Annotated in this window: 12 protein-coding genes; 3 read left to right on the top strand and 9 right to left on the bottom strand. The window is 66.3% G+C overall.

Going from position 1 to position 24,400, the window contains the following annotated elements; translation table 11 throughout:
• Window positions 1-693 precede the first annotated feature (693 nt).
• Complete coding sequence (locus JWQ81_RS30065) at window positions 694-1,185, bottom strand: hypothetical protein (RefSeq protein WP_297546888.1); 492 nt, start codon at window positions 1,183-1,185, stop codon at window positions 694-696.
• Window positions 1,186-1,443: 258 nt separating this feature from the next.
• Here JWQ81_RS30065 and JWQ81_RS30060 point away from each other — a divergent pair, with 258 nt between their 5' ends.
• On the top strand, window positions 1,444-1,605 hold the full coding sequence (locus JWQ81_RS30060; protein ID WP_297546886.1) for a hypothetical protein: 162 nt from the start codon (window positions 1,444-1,446) through the stop codon (window positions 1,603-1,605).
• 33 nt (window positions 1,606-1,638) lie between these two features.
• Here the strand turns inward: JWQ81_RS30060 and JWQ81_RS30055 are convergent, their stop codons facing one another.
• From JWQ81_RS30055 to istA, 3 genes are all read right to left on the bottom strand, one after another.
• On the bottom strand, window positions 1,639-2,454 hold the full coding sequence (locus tag JWQ81_RS30055; RefSeq protein WP_297546885.1) for a hypothetical protein: 816 nt from the start codon (window positions 2,452-2,454) through the stop codon (window positions 1,639-1,641).
• Between the two features lie 488 nt (window positions 2,455-2,942).
• On the bottom strand, window positions 2,943-3,767 hold the full coding sequence (locus JWQ81_RS30050; protein ID WP_297546884.1) for an ATP-binding protein: 825 nt from the start codon (window positions 3,765-3,767) through the stop codon (window positions 2,943-2,945).
• Window positions 3,712-5,184: an IS21 family transposase gene (gene istA / locus JWQ81_RS30045; RefSeq protein ID WP_297546883.1), complete on the bottom strand. Its 1,473-nt coding sequence runs from the start codon at window positions 5,182-5,184 to the stop codon at window positions 3,712-3,714. Before istA ends, JWQ81_RS30050 begins: the two co-directional genes overlap by 56 nt.
• A 639-nt stretch (window positions 5,185-5,823) precedes the next feature.
• On the opposite strand from istA, the gene JWQ81_RS30040 reads away from it, so the two are divergent.
• A complete protein-coding gene (locus JWQ81_RS30040; protein ID WP_297546882.1) occupies window positions 5,824-16,146 on the top strand; it encodes a LamG-like jellyroll fold domain-containing protein in 10,323 nt (3,440 codons plus the stop codon).
• A gap of 402 nt (window positions 16,147-16,548) precedes the next feature.
• On the opposite strand, the gene JWQ81_RS30035 is transcribed toward JWQ81_RS30040, so the two are convergent.
• From JWQ81_RS30035 to JWQ81_RS30015, 5 genes are all read right to left on the bottom strand, one after another.
• Complete coding sequence (locus JWQ81_RS30035; RefSeq protein ID WP_297546880.1) at window positions 16,549-17,040, bottom strand: integrase core domain-containing protein; 492 nt, start codon at window positions 17,038-17,040, stop codon at window positions 16,549-16,551.
• 467 nt (window positions 17,041-17,507) lie between these two features.
• Window positions 17,508-18,206 carry a hypothetical protein gene (locus tag JWQ81_RS30030; protein ID WP_297546878.1) on the bottom strand — a complete coding sequence of 233 codons (699 nt, stop codon included), beginning with the start codon at window positions 18,204-18,206 and terminating at the stop codon, window positions 17,508-17,510.
• 271 nt (window positions 18,207-18,477) lie between these two features.
• Window positions 18,478-20,703, bottom strand: coding sequence for a DEAD/DEAH box helicase (locus tag JWQ81_RS30025; RefSeq protein WP_297546876.1), 2,226 nt, complete (start codon window positions 20,701-20,703; stop codon window positions 18,478-18,480).
• Complete coding sequence (locus tag JWQ81_RS30020) at window positions 20,678-22,018, bottom strand: ATP-binding protein (protein ID WP_297546874.1); 1,341 nt, start codon at window positions 22,016-22,018, stop codon at window positions 20,678-20,680. Before JWQ81_RS30020 ends, JWQ81_RS30025 begins: the two co-directional genes overlap by 26 nt.
• Entirely contained in the window at window positions 22,015-24,195 is a 2,181-nt protein-coding gene (locus JWQ81_RS30015) for a TerB N-terminal domain-containing protein (RefSeq protein WP_297546873.1), read from the bottom strand. Before JWQ81_RS30015 ends, JWQ81_RS30020 begins: the two co-directional genes overlap by 4 nt.
• Here JWQ81_RS30015 and JWQ81_RS30010 point away from each other — a divergent pair.
• Window positions 24,165-24,377: a hypothetical protein gene (locus JWQ81_RS30010; RefSeq protein WP_297546892.1), complete on the top strand. Its 213-nt coding sequence runs from the start codon at window positions 24,165-24,167 to the stop codon at window positions 24,375-24,377. The two genes, JWQ81_RS30015 and JWQ81_RS30010, sit on opposite strands and share 31 nt — an antisense overlap.
• Window positions 24,378-24,400: the final 23 nt, after the last annotated feature.

Below are 24,400 nucleotides of genomic sequence, written 5' to 3'. Positions count from 1 at the left end.
CATAGGTGTACGTGCCATGGTGTGGCCCTCCCCGACCATCGCCGTCACTTAGTTCTGGCTAAGTTCTGGCTACGGTCAGTCTAGCGACCAGGGGAGGAGGTGCCACAAACCTCTGACCTGGCCTTATCGGTACCCCCGGTCCGACTCGAACGGACACTGGACGGATTGACAACCCGCGGGGCAAGAGCGTCGGCCAAGCGCGCTCATGTCGAGTTTACCTTGCTACGGCGCTGTTCGCGTCATCGGCGGGCTCGTGCGTCGGGCACAATCCTGGCGTAACTCTGGCGCGAGGAGATGCTCATCGAATTGGTCTTCGACGCTGCAGCAGGGTGGCGCGCGTCTTGCACGAATGGCTAGTCGGATTTGGGGTGGGCCGCGACTCTGCATTCGCACGTGATCGTCTGCGGCGTCGCGGCCGGCCGGTTCCAGTCGAGCGATGCGTCGCGTTGCGCCTGGGGCGCCGACACCGAGCTGGTGGAGCGGGCAGCTCGACTTCGAGGTGCGTGGTGGGCCGGAGCCGGAGACCGTGGCGCTGGAGGCGTTCGGCCAGGACATCCCCGAAGCGTGCGTCTTGGCAACGATTATCCGCTCGGTCGTAGTGTCTGTGGAGCAGAACACCGGGCTGGCCCGCGACCGTCGGGCGCATCCCGAGGTTCAGTCCGTTATGGATTCAGGTGCTGGGATTGATCCTGTCTATGGCGGAGCTCCTGTCGCGGGGCCTTCTATCGATGACGGGTTTCGGTGCAGGCTGCTCCACTGCTCGAAGGCCAGCAGTTTTTCGTCGTCGTCGCCGATGCGCTTGCGGAGGTCGTGAAGCAGGCTGGCTCGGCGTGCCTGATTCGCCTGGGATAGGCGCCTGGTGTTGTTCCAGCGGGATTGCTTCGCGAATCGCTCCCACGCTGCTTGCCGGCTGACGCCGAGCGCGTCGGCGATCTCGTCCCAGGTGACTCCGAATGTGCGAGCGAGTTCGATCTCGAGTGCGAGCTCGCGTTCCGCGGCCGCCGCGAATTCGCAGGCGCGGAAGATCCACTCACTGAAGTCGCTTTCTGCGGTGGGCTGCCGTTTTCCCCGAGCGGCGGCGTCGGCAACGACGCGGTGCTGACGCGCCAGATCCGTGTACGCCCGACTGAGCATGGCCAAGGACTCCGCGTGCGCGCGGAGGGTGTTCCGGTACGTCTTGCTCATGACGAAACACTCCGCGAAGTTGGTCAAGCTGTCAAGCTAGGCTTGACAGCTTAAATCCGGGTTGCCTTGACGAGGTCAGATCCACAGGAAAGGAAGCCTGCCTCTCCTGCCTGCGGTTTTGCCTCGACCGGGTCAGGGTAGGCTTGACACAGGGAAAAGTGGCACCCCAGTGGGGGGCTAAAGGACGAAGACGGTCGCCGATGACGGAGGTCGGCGGAAGGCTGTGGTGAACCTCGAACCGCACCTTCAGGAGTCCCCATGTGGAATTTCGTCACCCATCTCCAGATCCCCGCGCTCGGCGTTGGCGGAGGGCTCGCCGCGCTGGGAATCGGCGTGCGCTCGGTCTTCAGGTATCCCCATATGTGGCGATACCTGGAATCCCGCTCACGAGCGCGTGGCTCGGTACGCAAGCCGAAGTGAACGAGTCCAGGTGAGCGCAGACTGCACTGCGCATCAGTGAATGACGCGGACCAGAGCAGCAGTCATACCGATCAACGTCTCGACCTCGGCGCGGGTGTAGGTGTAGTCCTTCGTGCCGGCGTCGCCATGCATTGCGCCGCTGGCTTGGTCCTCCAACGCCGAGCGGATCAAGGACCACCGCTCGTCGGCCGTGCGGTCGACCTTGTTCTTGTTCCCAGGCCAGGTCCAGCTGCTGGTCGTCTTGATGGTTTCGAGGGCCTTACGTACCTGCAGCATCGCGCTGTCGATGTCGCGCCCACCGAGCAGCCGCTGAGCCTCACGCAGGAAGTCGGTGACGGCCCCACTTGGCTCGTCATCCGCTGGGAAGGGGATCACCATGTCCACACCGAGCGTGCGGCCGAGGCTGGCAAGTTGTTGGCGCCACGTGCTTTCGGCGACGCTGATGTGCAGAGTGGTCTCGGGACCGCCGGGAAAGCCGGACGCCTGCGGCAGGAACCCGCGGATCTGCAGCTCCAAGCGCAGGTCACCGGTGCGGCTATGTTCGAGTGCTAGCAGTTGAGCGTTCGTGATCAGGTACTGCAGATGATGGCGTCGCGTCTCGCCGGTCGGTACAAAAGGGACCGATACGTTCGTCGACGCGAGTGGGACCCGCGGACCGTTGCTTTGCTGGGCATGGACGGTCGTGTCGAGGTATAGCAGTTGACCCGCTTTCTCGCCGATCTCCGGGATGCCCACTTCCAGCTGGAGCTGGAAGTAGGGCGCACCCATCCCTTTAGAGATCCACAGGCTTTCTGGGGCGACGTTCACGCTGTACGTCCCGAGCCCCGGGTCGAACTTCAGCTGGTCCACGGTGACGACTCCTCATCTCGTGCCTCTGTAGCGTGCTGATTCTGTCACGCGGAGCCCCTATAGCTGGTCAGGTTTCCTCCGGAATGTCGAAGGTCGGGCGCACGGTCCGGAACCATGGGTCGTGCACGGTGCTGGAGGACTCGACCGTCCAAACTTTGAGGACTCGCGATACTTGAGAGCAGCCCTGAAGGCGCGGTCAGGTCAGACGTCGAGCGGGCTTGGTTCTGATCGTGCCGCCATCCTGTCGATTTCGCCTGGGAAAGATAGTGTCTGTAGCGGTCATCAACGATCTCGGCGCGGATGAGGGTGCCTTCTTCACGTCGGAACGTGCGAGGAGCTCCGCTACGGTATGACAGCCAATCGAAGCTGGTATTGACCCAGGTGTCTGTCAACGGTCATCGGGAACTCCGGGCGGGCGGACAGTTGATCTCAGGGCTGGCGGGCAGGACTTCTCCTGGCTGATGGACAGCAGTTCTCCGGACGGTCGGCTAACTCAAGGCGACCACCCCCTTGCCGGCGATAGCTTCGGCGAGACGGTGACTCTCACCTTTCGTGGTGACCAGGTGGGCGTGGTGAAGTAGCCTGTCGACCGTGGCTGTGGCCAGGGTTTTCGGCATGATCGAATCGAAACCACTGGGATGGATATTGCTGGTCACCGCGATCGAACGACGTTCGTAAGCGGCGTCGATGATCCGGTAGAACGCCTCAGCGGCCTCCTGTCCAGCGGGCAGCATCCCGATATCGTCAACCACGATCAGATCGCACCCGCAGATCCGGGAGATCGTCCGAGCCACCGACCCGTCGACCTTGGCTTTGCCGACCGCGGCGGTCAGGGTCTCCAGCGTGAACCAGGACACCCGCAGGTCGTTCTCGATCGCCGCGTGCGCGAGCGCCTCCACGAAATGCGACTTTCCGGTGCCCGACGGCCCCGCGACGGCCAAGTTCTCGTGCCGTCCGATCCATTCCAGTGTGGACAGTGAGTTCTGGGTGGCTTCGGTGATCGAGGACCCTCCGCGCGCCAGGACGAGAACGTCTTGCCGGTGGGGAAGTTCGCGGTTTTGCGCCGCATTCGCCGGGTCGCGGAGTTGCGGCCGGTGACCTCCTCGCCGAGCAGGACGCGGAGCACCTCGGCGGGGTCCCAGCGTTGCGCCCGCGCGGTCGCCAGGACGTCGGGGGCGGCTTTGCGCAGGTAAGGCAGTCGCATCCGGCGCAGGACACCGTCCAGCTCGTCGGGCAGGGCGGGGGCTTTGGGGCTGCTCACTGGCCGAACACCTCCCAGCCGCTGGTGCCCGGCTGCGCGGAGTGGGCCTCATCGGCCACCACGACGTCGCTGGGCGGCCCGGAGGCGGTCAGGTGGTCCAGGATCGAGGCGAGGTCGTCCTCGGCGAACCGGCCCGCGATCGCCGCCAGCCCGAGCGCATCGTCGACCCGGCTGGAGTCCAGGATCGCCGCCAACTCAACCGCTTTGGCCATCTTGACCCGGATCCGTGTCACCCCGGTCGACGCGGCTTCGACCAGCCACCGACGAGCACCCTCGCCCAGGGCGAGGAACGCGACCTCTTCGGGGGTTCGTGCCCTGATTTTCGGTGGGCGGGGCAGGTTCCCGCCGGGGTGGTGCGGGTAGTGCGCATCGTCGATGCGCGGAGAACCCGGGGTGGACAGCACATGCCGGGCGATCTCGGTGAGCCCGGCGGTGGTGTCCCCGACGATGACCAGCTCGTCGCCGTTGACACGGGCCCAGACTTTGCTGCCCTGGTGCCCGTCGGGGGTCGAGTAGCGCACCGACCCGAACCGGATCGTCTGGTCGTCGTCGACGAGGCGTTCCTCACCGAGTGCGATCGCGTGCGGTTCGGCGGGCAGGACGTGCAGCTGCAGGCGTTCGGTGGCCAGCCGGATATCCGGGGCGGTCCCGCCTTCGCGGTGGGTGCGGGCGTTGACCCGCTCGCACCACTCGACGGAGGCGTCGGCGAGGTCGGTGAACGTGGAGTAGGCGGGCAGCAGGTTCGCTGTGGTGGGCACCAGGTCCGCTTTGGCAATCTTGACGGTGTGCTCGGCGCCGCCCTTGGATTCGGGGTCGAACGGCTCGCACGTCTCCACTTTGCAGCCGTAGTGCCGGCCCGCGGCGACGATCTGAGGGTGACGCACCGGGACTCCGGCGACCCGGTCCATCGTCACCGTCCGGGCATTGTCGGTCAGCAGATACGTTGGTGCACCACCGATTCTGCGCAGAGTCGCGTCCACGCAGGACACTAGAGTGCCCAGCGTCTGGTCCCATGCCGGCAGCACTACGCGGAACCTCGACCAGGACAGCCAGGCGCAGAACAGTTGTGTGCGTCGCCCGCCGACGCGGGGGCCTTCGCCCCAGTCGAACTGCATCCACATCCCCGGCTCGGGGGTCCACGGCCGGTACTTGCGGCGATGCCCTGCTTTCCACGCTGCTTTCGCCTCGGCGACCGCGCGCCGGGTGGTGCGGTCGGTGCCGGTGAATCCCATCGCGATCAGTCGTTGGTGCACGACGTCGGCGCGAACCCGGCCTTCCGAGTTCGTCACCAGCTCTTCGATCTTGTCCAGGTACGGGTCGATGCCGCGGACGCGCCGGGTCGGGGTGAACGGGTCGCCGCCGGCGTCGCGGATCGCGACGTAGCGGGCGACGGTCTTCTCGTCGACCCCCGCGAGTTCCGCTGCGGAGTGCGCACAGCGTGTCATGTCGAACGCTTCCAGAATGTCCATGATTTTCCTGTCAGACTTGGTCAAGGGACTCCTTCGGCACCGAGAGGGTTGGCAACTGTCAGCAACCAGAGCCAACCCCGCCGGAGGGTCCCTACCTGCATTGATGTCAGGCGTGTCCCGGAGATCTCATGTCCATAGACCCGGAGATTTCATGTCCGCCTATCCGGACCAAACTGTCCGCCCACCCGGATTTTTTCATGTCCGCTGGCAGCTCTCGGTCCGAAGCGATGAAGTCGTGCGCGCAGGTGATGCATCGGCATTGTGTCTTGTTTGCCCGAATCGCTGGGCCATATGGACGTATGTGGCGATGTGTGATTGATGTGATGTGGGTCTCTGAATTTTTGCCCCGTTAGTGGATGTATGTCTTATTTTTACGGTTCTGCTCGCCACTCCTCGTATAAAAACATGTGAAAAGTAGCAATTGGCGCATGTGTAACGTTGTCACGTTTCGGTAACCGTGATTAACGCAAGGCGGGACCGGGCGATAAGTTCCCCGACGGCGTTTGAGGTAGCTGTTGAGCGGGGTTTGCTGGGCAGCGATGGACGCGTTTCTTTCTATTCCTGTTTTTCTTTTTCCGTCTTGCGGTCCCGCTCCTTTCCTGGAGCGGGTTCGTGCTGCGTGAGGGTGGGATTTCAATCATGGCTCGTCGATCTGTGCTGCCTGCTGGGCGTGGTTTTTCGCGGCTGCTGTCACTGCTGCTGGTCATCGTCGTCGGCGCCGGTGTGGCGACGGTCGCCCCCACCTCGGCTGCCGCCGCGACGATCGGGACGCTCCCGCAGCAGGCCGGCGGATCGGCTGCCGGGCGAGCCCACGACGTGTCTTCGGCGGCGACGACGGCGAAAGCCGCTGGTGCGGGCCACGACGCGCCCCCTGCCACGGGTGGATTAGGCCCGGACCAGGCGTTCCCCGCGCAAGGGATCCCGGAGTCTCCGGTCGCGCAGACCTCGGTCCAGGTGGGTGCGCCGCCGTCGTCGGCGGTGGCCGGGTTCAACGATCAGACCAGCCATGAGTTGACCGATCAGCGGTCGGCGACCACGCAGGTGTACGCCAACGCCGACGGCACCAAAACGGAGCGCAAGTACCAGGAGCCGCAGTTCTACCAGGTCCCCGACGGCACGTGGACCAAGATCGACCCCTCGCTGGTCCCCGACGGGCAGACATGGCGGACCAAGGCAACGCCCACCACCGAACGCTTCGGCCAGGCCGCGAACGTCGCCGACATCGCCTCATTGCAGCTCAACTCCGCCACCTCGGTCGGATTCTCCGTCGCCGGTGCGAGCGGTGCGGCCGCGCAGGTCACCGGTGACGCCGTGACCTACCCCGATGTCCGCCCGGGTGCCGACTTGCACTTGCAGGCGACGTCGTCGGGGACGAAGGAAACGATCCTGCTCAAGTCCAAGGACGCCCCCGCGACCTGGGACTTCCCGCTGCACCTGGCCGGCCTGACCGCCACCCTCGACGGTGGTGGCGCAGTGCAGCTCACCGACGCGGCCGGCGCCGTGCAGGGCACCATCCCGCCGGGTTTCATGGAGGACTCCAACCTCAACCCGCTCTCCGATGAGGGCGCTCGCTCCACCGCGGTGACCTACACGTTGGTCGGAGACGCGGCGAATCCGGTGCTGCGGGTCACCGCCGACGCGGCGTGGCTGGCCGACCCGGCCCGGGTGTTCCCGGTGAAGGTCGACCCGACCGTGGTCGGTCCCGGCACCAACGGCAGCACCTATACCCAGTCGCCCTACAACGCCGACAACTCCGGTGACCCGAACTTGAGCGTCGGGACCTACAACGGCGGCGGGAACACGGCCGCGGCGTACCTGAAGTTCGACTCGGCGACCTCCGGGCTGGCCGGGGACCACATCCTGGGCACGAAGCTGTGGATGTACGAGACCTACGCCTACTCCTGCCAGGCACGCGATGTGTCGGTGTACCCGGTGACGCAGGGGTGGTCGGTCGGTGGCACCAAGACCTATCCCGGCCCGGCCTACGGCGGCGTGCTCGCGACCGCGTCGTTCGCCCACGGTTACGACGGCAGCTGCGGCTCGCAGTGGCAGGGGATCGACCTGGGCAACAACGGGGTCAACCTCGTGACCGGGTGGAGGAACGGCGCGGCGAACAACGGCCTGACCGTGCGGGCCTCCGACACCGACAGCTACGCGTGGAAGAAGTTCGCCTCCGCCGCGTCGGGCAACGCCCCCTACCTCGAGGTCACCTACACCCCGTACTGGGCGACCTACAGCGTCGACGCGATGAACCCCCAGGTCAGCACCAACGCCGACGGCACGATGGCGGTCACGGTCACCAACCAGGGCCGCGACACCTGGACCCCCACCAACTCCTACAAACTCGGCTACCGCATTTGGGACTCCGCTGGCAACGAGCTGCCCGCCACCAGCAGCGCCTGGACACCGATGCCGTCCACCGTGGCACCCGGGCAGAGCGTGACGGTCAACGCGACGGTCAAGTCGCTGCCACCGGGCAGCTACACACTGCGGTGGGACATGGACAACTACGGGACCGGGCGGTTCTCGTGGGACTCGGTGCCGATGTCGGCCCCGGTCACGTTCACCCTGCCGAACCAGGCCCCGCAGATCGACTCGATGTCGCCGCTGAGCAACTCCAACGCCACCACGCTGACCCCGACACTGGCGTTGAGCGCGCACGACCCGGACAACTGGCCGGGCCAAGGCGTGCAGTACCGCTTCAACATCTGTGACTCCACCGGCGCGACGTGCACCGACTCCGGGTTCCTGACCTCCCCGGTGTGGTCGGTGCCCGCCGGGAAACTCAAGTGGGGCCAGACCTACACCTGGTACGGCAAGGCCACCGACACCAACGCCGAAAGCCCCTGGACGCTCGGCGCCTACTTGTCCACCCAAGTTCCGCAACCGGCGATCACCAGCCACCTGTCCTCGGTCGCCGGCGGCGGCGTGGACCCCGGGGTCGGCAACTACACGACGGCGGTCACCGACGCCTCAGTGTCCGCGGTCGGCCCCGCGCTGTCGGTGGTCCGCACCTACAACAGCCTCGACCCGCGGCACACCGCCGCGTTCGGTTCCGGGTGGTCCACGCGCTGGGACACCGCGCTGCGCCCGGACACCGACGGCTCCGGCAACGTGGTCATCACCTCCCCGGACGGCCGGCAGACCCGCTACGGGCGCAACCCCGACGGCTCCTACTCCTCACCGTCGGGGGAGACCACGACCCTGCTCGCGGTCTCCGGCGGCGGCTGGACGCAGCGCAGCGCCGACGGCAGCCGCTACGCCTTCGACACCACCGGACGCCTGAGCACCATCACCGACGTGTCGGGCCGCGTGCAGACCATCGCCTACGACACCGCCGGGAAACTGCACACCGCGACCGACGCCGTCTCAGGGCGGTCACTCACGTTCACCTGGACCGGCAACCACGTCACCCAGGTCACCACCAGCTCCGCGCTGGCGCTGGCGTGGAACTACACCTACACCGGCGACCAGCTCAGCAAGGTCTGCGACCCCACCAACGCCTGCACGTCCTACGCGAACACCACCGCGTCGCACTACCGCAGCGTCACCCTCGACGCGAACCCGCACGCCTACTGGCGCCTGGCCGACCCGGCGGGCACCACCGCGGTCAGCGACGTCCCCGGCTACTTCGGCACCACCGACGGCACCGCGAGCAACCTCACCTACGGCCAGCCCGGCCCGCTGGCCGGCAGCCCGACCACCGCGGCCGGGTTCAACGCCACGTCCAGCTTCGTGAAACTGCCGGACAACCTCGTCCGCAACTCCTCCTACTTCGCCGTCGAGCTGTGGTTCAAGACCACCTCCACCGCCGGCGGTGTGCTGTTCTCCACCGGCAACGACCAGCCGGGCACCGCGGCCCCGGGCGGGGCGATGCCGATGATCTACGTCGGCACCGACGGCAAGCTCTACGGCTACCAATGGACCGGACAGCTCAACGGCATGGCATCGGCGACCGCGGTCAACGACGGCGCGTGGCACCACGTCGCGCTGTCGGTGGCGCTGGACACCCAGACCCTCTACCTCGACGGCGCCTCGGTCGGCTCCCGCACCGGGACCTCGCCGAACATCGACCCGAACGACTTCATCGGCGCCGGCGCCGTCACCAGCCGCGCCTGGCCCGCACGCCCGACCAACAACTGGGGCTACTTCTCCGGCACCATCGGCGAAGTCGCGCTGTATCACCAGCCGCTGGGCGCGACCGTCGTCGCCGAGCACTACGCGGCACGCGCGGCCAGCGACCAACTGACCTCGATCACCAAGCCGGGCGGCGCCACCGCGGCGTCGCTGATCTACAACGGCGCGGCCGACCGCGTGTCGCAGTACGCCGACGCCAACGGCGGCACCACCGCCATCGCCGTACCCACCGTCGAAGGCGACGGATTTCGCTACACCGGCGCTGTCACCGACTCCGCCCCGGACGCGAACTGGCGCCTGAACGAAACTTCGGGCACCACCGCGGACGGCAAAGCCCAACTCGACCGCGCCACCTACGTCCGCGGCACCGGCGGTAGAACCACCGGACCGTTCGACGCCGCCAGCGGTGCCCAGTCCTTCGACGGCACCACCAGCTACGCCCGGCTGCCCGACAACGAGCTCAGGGGCGCCAGCCAGACCGCGGTCGAGATGTGGTTCAAGACCACCTCGACCGCCGGCGGTGTGCTGCTGTCGACCGGGAACGACCTGCCGGGCACCGCGAGCCCGGGCGGGTCGATGCCGGTCCTCTACGTCGGCGCCGACGGCAAGCTCTACGGCCACATGTGGAACGGCTCGGTCACCGCGATCACCAGCCCCGCCGCGGTGAACGACGGCGCGTGGCACCACGTCGCGCTCTCGGCCGCGCTGGACACCCAGACGATGTACCTCGACGGCACCGCTGTCGGGTCGACCACCTCCGGCTCCCTGCCCGGGATGCTCAACGCCCTTGACCCGGAGAACTTCATCGGCGCGGGCGCTGTCTCCACCCGTGCGTGGCCGGCGCGCCCGACGAACAACTGGGGCTACTTCTCTGGCTCCATCAGTCAGGTCTCGCTCTACCAGCACACCCTGTCCGCAACGGACGTGACCGCGCACTACAACGCCCGCGGCACCGAAGTCGGCTACCTCACCGCGGTGCGGTCGTCGGAGCCGCACGCCCTGTGGGGGCTGGAGGACGCGACCAGCAGCGCCTACGCCGGCAACGACCCCACCGTGTCCACCGCGACCTACACCAACGTCGGGCTGTCCGCGGCACCGGCGATGCGCGGTGGGGCGGCGGCGTCGTTCAACGGCAGCACCTCGTATGTGCGCCTGCCCGACCGCCAGGTCATGGGCCGCGCCCGCCTCGGGGTGGAGATGTGGTTCCAGACCAGCGCCACCACCGGCGGTGTCCTCTACTCCACCGGCAACGCCCCGCCCGGCTCCGCGACGCCGGGCGGTGCGATGCCGATCCTTTACGTCGGCACTGACGGCAAGCTGTACGGGCATTTCTGGACCGGCGCCATCGCCGGCATCGCCACCCCGAACGCCGTCAACGACGGCGCGTGGCACCACGTCGTCCTCGACGGCGACGAGAACACCCAGTCGCTCTACCTCGACGGGAACCTCGTCGGCAGCCAGGACGGGCTGTTCGCCGGGCTCGACACCGAGGACTTCGTCGGCGCAGGGTACACCGCGAGCAACCCCTGGCCCGCCCGCCCCACCGACAACTGGGGTCACTTCTCCGGCTCCATCGGCGAGGTCGCGGTCTATCACCGCCCGCTGGACTCCGCGAGCATCGCGGGGCATTACTCCGCCAAGGTCGCCGCCAACGCCGTGCGGGTCACCGACCCCGCCGGCGCGGTCACCACCTACACCTACGACCCGACCCGCGGCGGCCGGCTGACCACGGCCACCACCCCGGCCGGGGGCACCACGCAGTACGCCTACGACACGGGCGGGTTCCTCAACCGGGTCACCGACGAGAACGGCCACGCCACCACCCTGGTCAACGACGCCCGCGGCAACGCGCTCTCGCGCACCACGTGCCGCACCTCGGGCACCGACCAGTGCTATACCGACTACCGCAGCTACTACCTCAACACCGCCGACCCGCTCGACCCGCGCGACGACCGGGTCACCGCCGACCGCGACGCCCGCTCCGCCTCGGCGACCGACAACACCTACCTCACCACCTACGCCTACACCACCACCGGCGCGATCTCGTCGACCTCGGTACCCGGGGCGAGCACCGGGGCGCAACGCACCAGCACCACCACCTACACCGCCGGCACCGAAGCGGCCACCGACAGCGGAACCGAACCCGCCGGGCTGCTCGCGACGAGCACCGACCCCGCCGGGGGCGTTACCCACTACGCGTACAACACCGCCGGTGACCTCACCCGCACCACCGACCCGGTCGGGCTGGTCGTCACCTACACCTACGACGGCATCGGCCGCAAAGCCACCCAGAACGTCGCCTCCTCCACCGTCCCCGGCGGAGCCACCACGACCTACGGCTACGACGCGATGTCGCGGCCGACCCTGCAGATCGACCCGGCCACCGCCAACGCCGTCACCGGGGTCGGCCACCAGCGCCGTACCGCCACGGTCTACAACCCCGACGGCACCGTCACGAAGTCCACAGTGGACGACACGACCGGGGCGGACCCCGCGCGCACCACCGCCTACACCTATGACGCACTCGGCCGCCCGAAGACCGTGACCGACCCGGCGGGCGGAGTCACCACCACCGCCTACGACGCGTTCGGCGCCGTGGTCGACACCATCGACCCCAGCGGTACCGAGTACACCTCGACCTACACCACCGCGCGCCACCAACTGGCGACCACGACGGTCAAGGGTTTCACCGGCGACGGCCAGGCCGCCCACGACGTGGTGCTGCAGTCCCGCGCCTACGACCCGGCCGGGCGGTTGGCCAGCGTCACCGACGCGATGGGCCGCACCACCAGTTCCACCTACTTCGACGACAACCTGCCCGCCACCCAAGTCCTCACCGGCTACCTCGACCCGGCCACGGGGCACACCCGGGACCTGGTGCTGGCCAGTGACACCTACACCGGCACCGGGCAGGTAGCCACCGCCACCAAGGGCGACGGCCGCTACTCCACCACGACCACCTACGACCCGGGCGGTCGCGTCACCAACACCACCGACCGCGACGGCACCACCGTGCTGCGCTCCATCGGCACCGTCGTCGACACGCTGGACAACCCGACGCGGGTCACCGCACGCAACGCCGACGGCAGCGTCGCCGCCGACACCGAAACCGGCTACGACCCGATGGGCCGGGAAACCTCGGCGACCACCCACACCACCGGCACCGCGACCCTGGTCACCACCATCGCCCGCGACGAACGCGGCCTCCCGACCTCCACAGTGGACCCCCGAGGCACCGTCGCCGGCGCGAACCCGGCCGCGTTCACCACCACCTACGCCTACGACGCACTCGGCCAACCGACCACCGTCACCGCCCCCGCCGTGTCCACGGAGACCGGTGGTGCGGCCGCGGTCACCGCGTCCCCGGTCACCTTCACCGGGTATGACACCTTCGGTGAGACGGTCGACACCCGCGACGCCAACGGCAACCTCACCCACGCCAGCTACGACCCCGCGGGGCGCCCCACCGGAATCACGCTGCCCGCCTACGTCCCGCCCGGGCAGAGCACCCCGGTCACGGCGAGCACGAGCACCGCCTACGACCACGCCGGCCGGGTCACCGCCACCACCGACGCCCGCGGCAACACCACCACCTACGGCTACGACCAGCTCGGTGACCAGCGCAGCAAGACCGACCCACCCGCCCTCGTCGGGCAGGCCGGCGGCACCTGGCAGACCAGCTTCGACGCCCTCGGCGAGCCGCTGGTCACCAGCGACCCGAACGGGGCATACGCCACCGCCACCTATGACCAGCTCGGCCACACGCTCACCACCACCGCCATCGAGCGCAACCCGGCCCCGACCCGCAACCTCACCACCCGCTACACCTACGACCCGCTCGGCGACCCGGTCTCGGTCACCAGCCCCAGCGGCGAGGTCAGCACCGCGACCTACGACGATCTCGGTCACCAGCTCACCTCCACCACAGCGTTGGGCAAGACCACCAGTACCGGCTATGACGGCGCTGGGCGCACCACATCGGTCACCGACCCGCTCGGCAACAAGCGCACCGCCGCCTACGACCAGGCCGGCCGCGTAACCGCGCAGTCCGATGTGGACCCCCACGGCGCGATCCTGCGCACGTCCGGGTTCGGCTATGACGGCGCCGGGAACCAGACCACCGCCACCGACCCGCTGGGCGCGACCACCACTCAGACGTTCAACGCGGCCAACGAGCTGACCTCGACGACTCGGCCCACGACGGCGACGACGTCGATCACCTCGAGCTACGGCTACGACAAGGTCGGCAACATCACCCGCAGCACCGATGGCAACGGCCACGCCACGGTGTTCACGGTCAACCCGTGGAACCTGCCCGAATCCACCATCGAACCCGCCACCGCGGCGACCCCGACAGCGGCCGACCGCACCTACACCGTCGCCTACGACCGCAACGGCAAGCCTGCCAGTCAGATCAAGCCCGGTGGCGTCACGATCACCAACACCTACGACGCCCAGGGCAACCTGACCAAGCAGACCGGGACCGGCGCGTCGGTCGCCACATCGGACCGAGTCTTCGGCTACGACCCCGCGGGCCGTATGACCAGCGTGTCCACCCCGAGTGGCACCGACAACACCTACACCTACGACGACCGCGGCGACCTGATCACCGCCACCGGCCCGTCGGGCACCTCCAGTGCCACCTTCGACGACGACGGCCGCCAGGCCACCGCGACCACCGAGGCAGGGACCGCGACCTACACCTACGACAACGCCGGGCGCCTGGCCACCGCCGCGGACCCGCTGACCGGAACCACCGCGACCTACGGCTACGACGACGCGAGCCAGCCTACCAGCACCGCCTACGGCACCGGCAAAGCAGCCCGCACGTTCGGCTACGACGCGTTGGGCCGGCAGAACAGCGACACGATCACCGACCCGGCCGGGTCCACCACGGCGTCGACGACGTACGGCTACGACACCGCGGACCACCTGACCAGCAAGACCACCACCGGCGTCGCCGGTGCCGCGGCGAACACCTACAGCTACGACCAGGCCGGGCAGCTCGCCACCTGGACCAACGGCGCCACCACCACCCAGTACGGCTGGGACGGCGCGGGGAACCTCACCACCGACGGCTCGAGCACCGCGTCCTTCAACGAGCGCAACCAGCTCACCGCCAAAGCCGGCACCTCCTACACCTACACACCGCGTGGCACCCAGGCCTCGCGCACCACCGGCGGTACGACGACGAACAAGGCGTTCAACGCCTACGACGAACTCACCACCGACGCCACCACCAACTACACCTACGACGCTCTCGATCGTCTCACGACGGCCGGCACCACGAACCTGACCTACGCTGGAACTGGCCACGAGATCACCGGCGACGGCACCTCGACCTACAGCTACACCCCGATGGGCACTCCCTTGGGGGTGAGGCAGGGCGGTGTCGCATCCGTCGCGTCCGCCGATGCGCACACCGACCTGACCGCGTTGGTCGATCCGGCCACGGGTGCGGTGACCGGGTCGCGCACCTACAGCCCGTTCGGCCAGGTCACCGCGTCTGCGGGCACGCAGACGTCGCTGGGGTATCAGGACCAGTACACCGACTCGGCCAGCGGCAACGTCAACATGGGGGCCCGCTGGTTCCAGCCCTCCACCGGCGGCTTCGCTTCACGCGACACCACTGGGCTGGACCCGCGCGACACGAGCAACGCCAACCGCTACGGCTACGCCGCGACCGACCCGATGACCGGGACCGACCCGACTGGCCGTCTCGTTGGCGAGTGCGAGGCCGCTGGTGTGGCGACCCTCGAAACCGGACCCGGCGCGTTGGCGGTGTTTGGAGGTTGCGAGCTTGGCGAGGCGGCGCTTGAGTGGTTGTTCGGCCAGACGCTGCGCAACCTCGCCCAGGACGCCATAAGCGGTGCCGCCCGAAGTGGATCGCCGTCTCGCCCGCCTAGCTTGGGGCCGTCATTTGCGACCTGGCCCAGCGACTACACCGAAATTCAGGAGCTGAGGGCTGCTAGTAGGCAGAGAACACCTACCGGTGGTCAGCCGGGTGGTACGGGGGGATCCGGCAGATGCGTCACGCACTGTAGTTCCATACCGAAGAGCTACCGGCCAGCACCGCAAAAGGCGAAGTCTTCAGCTGCTGACGACGCCGCAGCTGCGGCGCGGATGCGTGAATTGCTTCGGCAGGAGCAGATCGACAAGGACGCTCGGACACCGCACCCGAAGCCCTCAGCGACGGCTACCATTGCGAGCGACCTCACCGAGTTGTTCAACGACGCCTTCAACGCCACTCCCATCGCCCTGGGGATCCTCGATCCCAGCGGCATCGACGGCGGGGACAATCCATACCAATCCGCGCAGGTTGACAGGTCCACCGGTCCAGGAGCATTGTCACCCGCAACAGGCCAACTGGCTGGTGCCTGCGCTACGGGCGGGAATGTCAATGCAGATGGCACACGATCTGCCCAAGCCTGGACGTGTGGCGACGCGGGCTACGCTCGTCGTACGGCCAATACCGGGGTCTTCTCGGGGCTGCAAGTTCCTATGCAAAAGCGAGTCGTCAGGCAGATCGCTCGAGACTCCGGCGTCGGGCTCGACGGGGTGACGGTAAAGATCAACCGTGACCCTGACCTGATCGGGCGTGGACTGTTCGGCCATACATCACCGGATGGGACAATCACGTTGTACCCGGACGCGTTCGGTTCCGAGGAAGACCTCGTGAAAACACTCGGTCACGAGCGGATGCATGTCATGCAGGTCGGACTGTACGGACCGGCCACCTCGTTGGAGCAGGAAAGCAGCTGGGAACGGGCCGCATATAGTTCGGAGGACCAGTTCTGGAACTACTACAACGGGGGATTGGGCTGATGGCTGGCAGACAAGCCTGGCTGGCTGTGTTGGCGCGTGTCGTCGACGGTAGACAGTCGACGGGGACCGGGCTGTGCCCGAATTGCGATAGGGATCAGCTTGAGATCCGGTACATTGTCGACGAAGAAACGCGCGTCGGTTACCTGTTATTCTGGTGCAATGCCTGCCTGCATGGCATAACAGTTTCGCGAGTGCGCGCTCCAAAGGGTATGCCTACGAGGGTCATCGGCGATCCGGAGGCGATCGTCGACGTCCCTGATTTCACTCGAGATGATTGATTTCACAAGGTGGCACAGTTGGGTCGGTCAGCATGCTGGCAACTAATCGCGTACCGAATTGCGTAATCGATGGTGTCAATGTGGGGTTCAAGAGATCTTGGACTGTGCCGCTGACGGTGATGGGCTACGCCTGGGCGGCTTTCGCGGTGGTCTTCTGTCGTAGTCTCTCATGAGGGGTTTGGCCGTCCAGGCCGCCGTGGGGCCGGTGGTAGTTGTAGTAGTCCTCCCATTCCTGCAGCTTGTCGCTGAATAGCGTGCTGTCGTCGATGACGATGCCGTAGAGGAGCCGGTAGAACTCTTCGGTGTCGATGCGGTGGGAGCGTTTGACCTTCTCGTTCAGGCGGGGTGTGCGGGGTTTGATGTAGACGTGCTGGATGCGCTTGTCCAGCACGTGCCAGTGGAACGCTGATGGGAATCCTGCGCCGTTGTCGGTCTGGATGACGTCGACGATTTCGGTGAATGCGTAGCGTCTCCGGGTGCGGCGGGAGGCGGCTTGGGGCCACGCGATCCGGTTAATCACCATCGCTGGCAGTTCTTGACCATCCTCACGAGAGGAATTTCGGAAGTGGTCCAGGCCGGACGCAATGTGAAATCGGGACGAACGTTCCTTCGTCACGTGGCAGCTCCCTTGCAGCAGATTTGCAGCACGATCTAGAGGTAGCGACCTCGTCGACGCGATGGTGGTCTCATTCTGCACGCGGCGGGATCATGTGACTTCGTCAATGTGGCCGGTGGAAGTCGCTACTTGGCGTCGCTGCGCTACAAGTCGGTTGACGGTGCAGAGCGGATGACCTTGAGCGCTAACCGTAGAGATGATGTTCAGTGTGGCGTGTTCATCGCCGTAGTTGCAGATCGTGCTGTAGCCCGTGACACGATGTGCGCGATTCCGTTTGGGGGCCTTACTGTCATTCTCGAAGAACTACTTGGTTATCATTTCATTTCGGTCGAGTCCGTCTGCCCTGGCACAACCACGAGCGAGAACCGCTCTCTGCGCTCGGTCGCCGCAACGAACTCCTTGGTCTCCTCGTCTGAGGTCTTCTGGCGCGTAATGACTGTCCTTCGGTACTGGCGTTTTCAATATCATCATGACGAACTCTTGACAACGTTTACTGAGGCAACTTGGCTACAGCCTTCGGGGAGGTGCGGGAAGACGATGTCGCCGCTTGCGTTGGGCACGGCCGATCCTAAGGTACCGTTGCATCTGGCGTCTGCCTGGGCTAGTAGGAGGACAAAGGTGTGTCCGTCGTCCTCGGACGTTGTAGATCCGACTTGCGGGTCCTGGGCCGACCAGCGGCCGTTGGTGACGGTCAGCGGAGCGTTGCTGATTAAGTAGTATAGATTGTCGTCCGCGTGATCAAAAAGCCACAGCTGTCGGTCGTCGGCTTCGCCTGCGGTTCCCTCCAGTAGAACACCGGATTTTCCGATTACCTTCTGGCCGGTCGTGGGTGATGTGATTGCGACTTGCGTGACTTGCGGTGTTGGCGATGCCAGTTTTACTGTAGGTGGTATGGATGACGGTCGTGTTGGAGTTGTCGGTGTTGATGAAACCGGGTTTTGGTCGCGGTTGCTTATGTTGCCAAGTGGCCATAACAGGCTCGCGAGTAAGATTAGGCCGCCGATCATGGCGAGAACCGTTCCCGCTCCGCCACTTAGCTCGATTGGGCCAATCCGTGCGATGGTGGGAGTGTCTTCCGTTTTCTCCTTGATTCTGTGAGCGATGACAACGACGCCGGCCATTGCTATCAGGCAGCCGGCGATGATCGCAATTGTGTTTGTGGTCAACAGTTGACTTTCCGTGTTGGCGTGAAGGTGAATACGGTAGGTAGTCGCGTAGCTCGCAAATTTTGTTACGTCATCCTTGAAGGCGTTCTGATCAGGGGCATGAAAATGCGTGTACCGGCGCTGTCAGCGTGCTCGGTGGAGCTAGGTAACGCCGTGGTGACAGCTTGTGCTCTGTCCATGAACTCTTGACCATTTAGTTGACGCAGCGGTCAGCGAGTGGACAGCCGCTGCATCTGTAGTGGCTGGTGCTGCCGCTACAGGACACGTCGAGTTAAGTTGAGCTGCCGGCCGCGGAGGCTTTTGCGACGAGTCGGGCTGCTTCGACGGCACCGATGCAGTCGAGGGATGCTGACCCGAACTGGTCGCAGAGAAGGTCTTCCCCAAGCCAGTCGTCGAACTTCGCGGTGGTCTTGTTCTCAACCTTGCGGGCGAGCTGGTCAGGACCGGGTGCGGGACTGTCAGCTATTTTCGCCATTGCTGTCAGCGCTGCGCTGCGGGGCGTACCAATGAGTCGAAGCGCCGCGCCGTCGACAGTCGCCTCCATCCCGGTCTCGTTAAGGATCGCGGCGAGGGTGTGCAGTTGGCGATCCCCTGTCCAGGGGAGCAGCAACGTGTCGGCGCCGTCGGTGATGATTGGGCAGTGGTCGAGTTGGAGGGTGGCGTATTCCCGGCGGGCTTGTTCGAGCAGCGTGCGGGACTGGAGATCCAGATAGGCAGCGGCGCGATCATCTTCCAGGAGAGTCCGCATACGGACTCGCACCTCGGCGTGCACCAGACCGGCTGAGACGCCCAACTGGGGTGGCTTGCCTCCGGGGGCTGGCGTCAGTTGAACGACCTTGTCCTCTTCGTGGATGGCGGTCACACGCCAACGTTGGCCGGCGAAAACGAGGAGTAGATCTTCGTAAAGTGGGAAGTCGATCGGCATGGTGCCGAGCTGCCGACCGCTGTGTATTAGACGGTATTCCTCTGATGTCTGGAACGCGGCATAGAACGTGTAGTGGTTGACCGTGGGTTCTCCGCGTCCGCCGAGCAGGAGGGTTCCGTCGTTGGACTGAGTGAGCACGTCCTTGCTCCCAAGTGTTCGGAGCAGCTCGGCGAACTGTGTCGAGGTGACAATGAAGAACGGGCTTCCTCGGCCACACAGCACCCGGTACGCCTCGAGCGGTAGCACGCCGCTGTGTTGGGCGATCAAGGACAGCAGTTGTTGGATCAGCGTTGACAGGTGCAACTGGGCCGGCTCCGGTGGCTCGCACCAGCGGTCCAGCAGCAGTTCGATGGACGCGATGGTCTGCACTAAAGGTAGTTGGAGGCGATCGAGCAGTGGCGTTTCGGCGTCGACGGCCATCGAGGCGCAGTAGGCGCGGAGGATCGCGGGTTCGTTGCGGCGGCCGGACCGACCGAGTCTCTGCCGCAGGGAAGCGACGGACGGTGGGGGTCCGATCTGCGCGACTTGGGCGATGGCGCCGATGTCGATGCCCATCTCCAGCGTCGTCGTGCAGACTGCGGTGGTCGGTTTTGTCGGGTCCTTGAGCATGGCTTCGACATCTTCGCGGAGTTCTTTGGCGAGGTTGCCGTGATGGGCGTGGAACTCGTTGGGAACGCCGGCGTGGAGGCTGCGGTCGGCGAGTTCGGCCGCGTACAGCTCGACTCGTGAACGCGCGTTGGCGAACACCAGGTTGGTCTTGCCGCGCAGGTTGGCGAACAGGTGGTCCGCGATCCCACGGACTGACGTTTCCTCACCAGCGTCTGTATCACTTGGCGCAGCTGGTCGTTCGTCGACGTAGCTGCGCACCTGCAGACGCAGGTCTTGGCCACTTGCTTGTGACTCCAAGATCGTCACCTTGTCTCCGTCGCTCGGGCGGAGCTGAGCAGCTGCCAGCGACATGTCACCCAGCGTCGCTGACAGGCCGATTCGAGGTATCTGTCGTTTCACTGCGATCTCGAGGCGGTGGAGCTGGGACAGCAGCTGGGCGCCGCGCTCGGTGTCCAGGAACGAGTGCAGCTCGTCGATCACCACGTACTGCAGCGAGGCGAAGAGTCGCGGGATGTGCGTCCCGCGGAGCACGAACATCGCCTCCAGCGACTCCGGCGTGATCAGGAGAATCCCGGACGGATTGCGCAGCATGGCCTGCTTGCGCGTGCCGGCGACGTCGCCGTGCCAGCGGTGGGTCCGGATCTCGAGGACTTCGCAGAGCTCCTCCATACGGCGGAACTGATCGTTGATCAGTGCCTTGAGCGGTCCGACGTACAGCGCTTGGATGCCGGGTCCGCTCTGCCCGGCGATCTTCGAACAGATGGGCAGAAAGGCGGCCTCGGTCTTCCCGGCTGCGGTCGCGGCGCCGATCAGAACGTCGTTGTTCCCGTCGAGGATGGCGGGGATGGCCGCGTCCTGGATGTCGTGGAGTTCATTCCACCCCTGCTGCCACACCCATCGCCGGACCAGCGGATGCAGCCGGTCGAAGTGGAGGGCCTCAGATGCGGAGGTCGGCGAGTTCATCGGTGCCGTTCACATCCTGCGTGTCGGACTCGTCGGGCAGCGGCTCCAGATCGGGATTGCTCTCGGTACTGATCGACACGGTGCCGAGCAGCTGCCGCCAGTCCGCTCCGGGGTTCTGCTCGAGCACGGCCAGGAGGTTGACGAACTCCTTGATGGTGTTGCGCGGGGTGCGGAAGTAGGCGTCGCCGATCCTCCCGGCGCAGTGCTGCATGAACGCGGACAAGGCGTCGTCGGGGACGAGGTAGGCCGCGGGGTCGCCGGCGGCGTAGACGTGGCGGAGCCGTTCGAGCAGGACGTGCATGTCCTCCGGGGTCAGGTTCGCCAGTCGCAGCACAGGTCCGGAGTAGTCGACCAGGCCTCCGACGGCGAAGGTGTTCTCGGCGAGACGGCTGCGCAGCGCCTCGTAGCTGTACAGTCCGCGGCGAGTATCCATCAGCATCTCGGGGGTACCGCCGAAGCAGAAACCGAGGCCTTCGACGTTGCCCTGCAGACAGTCGTTGACGATGCGCAGAACCTGCTCGTAGTTCGACTTGCGGGCGCCGGTGTGGGCGAGTTTGTAGAGGTTGACCATCTCGTCGAGGCAGACCAGCAGGCCGGAGAAGCCGGCGAGCCTCACGAACCGGGCCATCAGCTTCAGGTGGTCGTAGAAGGTCGTGTCGTCGACGATGCTGCGGACACCGAGTGCCGCACGGGCTTCGGTGCGGGTGGTGAATTCGCCCCGCAGCCAACGGACCGCATCGGCCTTGAGCTGCTCGTTGCCGGTGTCGTGACCTCGCCAGTAAGCGGCGATGACCTGGGCGAAGTCATAGCCGCCGACACTCTCCGACAGTCGTTCGAGCCGGGTGGAGATCACGGTGGCGGGGGAGACTCCAGCGGTTGTGGCTTCCTGGATCGCCGAGGTCACGAACCTTTCGACGATGCTGGGCAGGGCGTTGCCGTCCGGGGTGGAGCGGGTGGCGATGTTGCGCATGAGCTCGGCGTAGAGCGAGCGCGCCTGTCCGCCGCTGGCGTGCAGGCGCCGGTCGGGGCTGAGGTCGGCGGTGGTCGTGACGAGCTTGCTCTCGGCTGCGATGGAGCGGACCAGGTTGAGGAAGAACGTCTTGCCGGCACCGTATTCGCCGATCACGAACCGGACCGCGGAGCCGCCGTCGGCGATCCGGGCGATCTCCTGGCTCATCGCCGAGACTTCGGCGGCGCGGCCGACCTGGATGTGCTGGAATCCGGCGCGGGGGACGACGCCGGACCGCAGCGACGAGATGATCGCGTCGCGGTCGCGAGGGCGCAGGCGGGTGGGCTTCGGGGCTGGGGTTGTCATCGGAGCATGTCCTTCACGATGTCGTGGTTGATCTCGATGGGGTCGGAGCCTTCGCACAGTGGTTCGTCGGTGCGGTCGTAGGCCGCGTCGTTGAGGACCTCGAGTGCACCGTCGGGCAGTAGACCCGCGTTGCTGGCCAGCTCGTCGAACTCGGCGCGGCTCCACTCCTCGCGCTCGACGAGCCGGTGGAACAGCCGAGTGTGCGCTGCATCGAGTCCGCAGGCCGATGCTGTCTCGACGGGAGACGGCGGCGGTAGCGGCTCGTCGTCGGCGAAGATCTCCGCCAGCTCGGCGGCGACCAGCGCTGACTCGGCCCTGGTCCTCGACAGGCGTTCCGGATCCAGGGTCAACGTCGCGGCGCCGGTCCCGTTTGCCGCGATCCTTCGGCCCTGTCGACGTTCACCGGGGATCTCGGTGCGCGTGAGGTCGTCTGTCGCGGTCGCCGCCGCGTGCAGCGTCCCGTACACCTCACCGGGGTCGAGTCCGAGCGTGGTGAACAGCCGTTCCAGCGTGCGTATCTCGTCCGCGGTGACCTGGCCGTCCGCGGCCGCGATCGTGATGAGCAATCGCCCGACTGCGGCCTTGCGCGACGTCGGCAGTGACTCCAGTCGTCGACGCAACGCTGCTGGCGTTGGTGGCTTGGTCAGTACCAGAGCAGCGTGGGCGTCTAGACGGAGACGCTCGTCTTCGCTGAGGTCGAGCTCATCGATCGCCAGCTCCCGCAGCGCCCTGCGCTCTGGTTCACTGACTGTGCCGTCCGCGGCGGCGACGAGCATGCCGAGGTTGATAATCGCGAGCGCGGCGGCGTATTCGGTGCCAGGCGCGCTGACCGGACGGTCCGCGCGACGGAACAGGACGATCGACGATGTAGGTGTCGGCGTGGTGCCGCCGAACCGCACGTCTGGCTCGATACCGAGACCACGCTGCTCCAGCAGTTGTGCCACGGCGACTGCGTCCGCTTTTGCCAGCTTGCCTGTTTTGGTCGGCCACCGCGTGATGAGCTCCTCCGCGGAGACGACTCCGCGGCCAGCGTTGCCGATGCTCTGAGCCGCCCACGACCAGAGTGCGTCGGCCTCGGGACTCGGTTTGTGGGTGACGCCGTCGGGCAGCAGTGCGATGGCCGCTGGCGAACTTGCGCCATCTGGGTTGCGGCCGAGATAGCGGCTGAAGGCCTCGAGATCGCTGGTCACGCCTTCGACCAGGTCTCGCAGCTTGGTGATCGGGCCGGTCAGCTTGCCGACGTCGGGAAGTGCCGTGTTCTCCAGTGTCACGTTTCCGTGGAAACCACGGCTGGCGGCGTAGTAACTGGTCGAGAGGCGCGCCTTGTTCGGCTTGATGATCATGCCGTCGCCGAACCGCGCACGATAGCGCTTCGTGAACAGCTCCAGGAATTCGTCCGCGCAGCGAACGGCGGGGGTGCGCAAGTGGGTGTCGGGGTGGTGGCCGTACCAGGACAGTGCCCAGTCCGCCGGGATCGGCCGGGCGGCTACTGCCAGCTGTGCGAGTCCGATCTTCAGGTCCATGGGGAGCTCGTGGCTCCACTCGGGAACCCGCGGCGCGGCCCGGTCGTACCGGAGGGCCGGGTCCAGAATTCCCGCGCTGTCGAGCAGGGCCTGGGCGTACCCCCGAAACGAACTATTTCCCTGGTAGATCTGCAGCAAACGGCTGATCTCGGCTACCAAAGTGCTGCACTCGGCGGCGGCATTGTCGAGGTGGGGAAGCTCGGTGAGCACGCGGCGCTCGAGGCCGTAGAAGTACAGGAACACATAGCCGATGTAGGCGTTTGGATTCGCGCGGCCGCCGGTCAGCCACGCCAGGTACGCGCCGCGGGCTCTCGGTGAGATATCGGCGTAGCTGGGCCAGTAGCTCATCGACTCGCCCTGCCAGTCAGGGGTACGCAGGTCGACCGGCAGTGTGGGATCGATCAAGGCGGGCTCGGTATTACTGCCTGCCGCGTCTGCCATGCTTGTACCGACGTAGAGCATGCCTCCTTTCACGAGCGTCTTCGCGACCGCGACGTCCTGACCTGGGGTAATCCACCTATGTTCGGGTGGCAACTGCGGGGTCGGCTGGGGAGTAGGCGGTATAACAGCGCGGCTGCTGACAGCTTGTGTGGCCAGCGGCCGGCTGTTCCGGGGGAGTGGAGATGGAGGCGGCGGAGGTGGCTGTTGTCTCATCGGCGCCGGAGCTCTGGTCGGGCGCGGTGCTGCTGGACTCGGTGTTCTTCGGTGTCTCACCGGTTGAGGGGTCGGGCGCGGACGTGCTGCCGGCACCGCGCGCTGCTGTTGTCGCGGCGTCGTGGGGGCTTGGGTTGTACGCGGCAGCGGAGTACGACCAACTTGTCGAATCAGCCAGATGACGATCATCAGCACGATCAGGAGC

The organism is Amycolatopsis sp. (assembly GCF_025464955.1).
GTDB lineage: Bacteria > Actinomycetota > Actinomycetes > Mycobacteriales > Pseudonocardiaceae > Amycolatopsis.
Note: the sequence above shows the minus strand (reverse complement) of the source record. Positions and strands in the feature narration are given on the sequence as shown.

Bases quoted from the DNA above. Each gene is read 5' to 3' on its own strand.
- JWQ81_RS30060 (WP_297546886.1), top strand. From the start codon at position 1,444: ATGTGGAATTTCGTCACCCATCTCCAGATCCCCGCGCTCGGCGTTGGC.
- JWQ81_RS30010 (WP_297546892.1), top strand. From the start codon at position 24,165: ATGGAGGCGGCGGAGGTGGCTGTTGTCTCATCGGCGCCGGAGCTCTGG.
- JWQ81_RS30050 (WP_297546884.1), bottom strand. From the start codon at position 3,767: ATGAGGCCCACTCCGCGCAGCCGGGCACCAGCGGCTGGGAGGTGTTCG.
- istA (WP_297546883.1), bottom strand. From the start codon at position 5,184: ATGGACATTCTGGAAGCGTTCGACATGACACGCTGTGCGCACTCCGCA.
- JWQ81_RS30020 (WP_297546874.1), bottom strand. From the start codon at position 22,018: ATGACAACCCCAGCCCCGAAGCCCACCCGCCTGCGCCCTCGCGACCGC.
- JWQ81_RS30040 (WP_297546882.1), top strand. From the start codon at position 5,824: ATGGCTCGTCGATCTGTGCTGCCTGCTGGGCGTGGTTTTTCGCGGCTG.
- JWQ81_RS30065 (WP_297546888.1), bottom strand. From the start codon at position 1,185: ATGAGCAAGACGTACCGGAACACCCTCCGCGCGCACGCGGAGTCCTTG.
- JWQ81_RS30015 (WP_297546873.1), bottom strand. From the start codon at position 24,195: ATGAGACAACAGCCACCTCCGCCGCCTCCATCTCCACTCCCCCGGAAC.
- JWQ81_RS30025 (WP_297546876.1), bottom strand. From the start codon at position 20,703: ATGAACTCGCCGACCTCCGCATCTGAGGCCCTCCACTTCGACCGGCTG.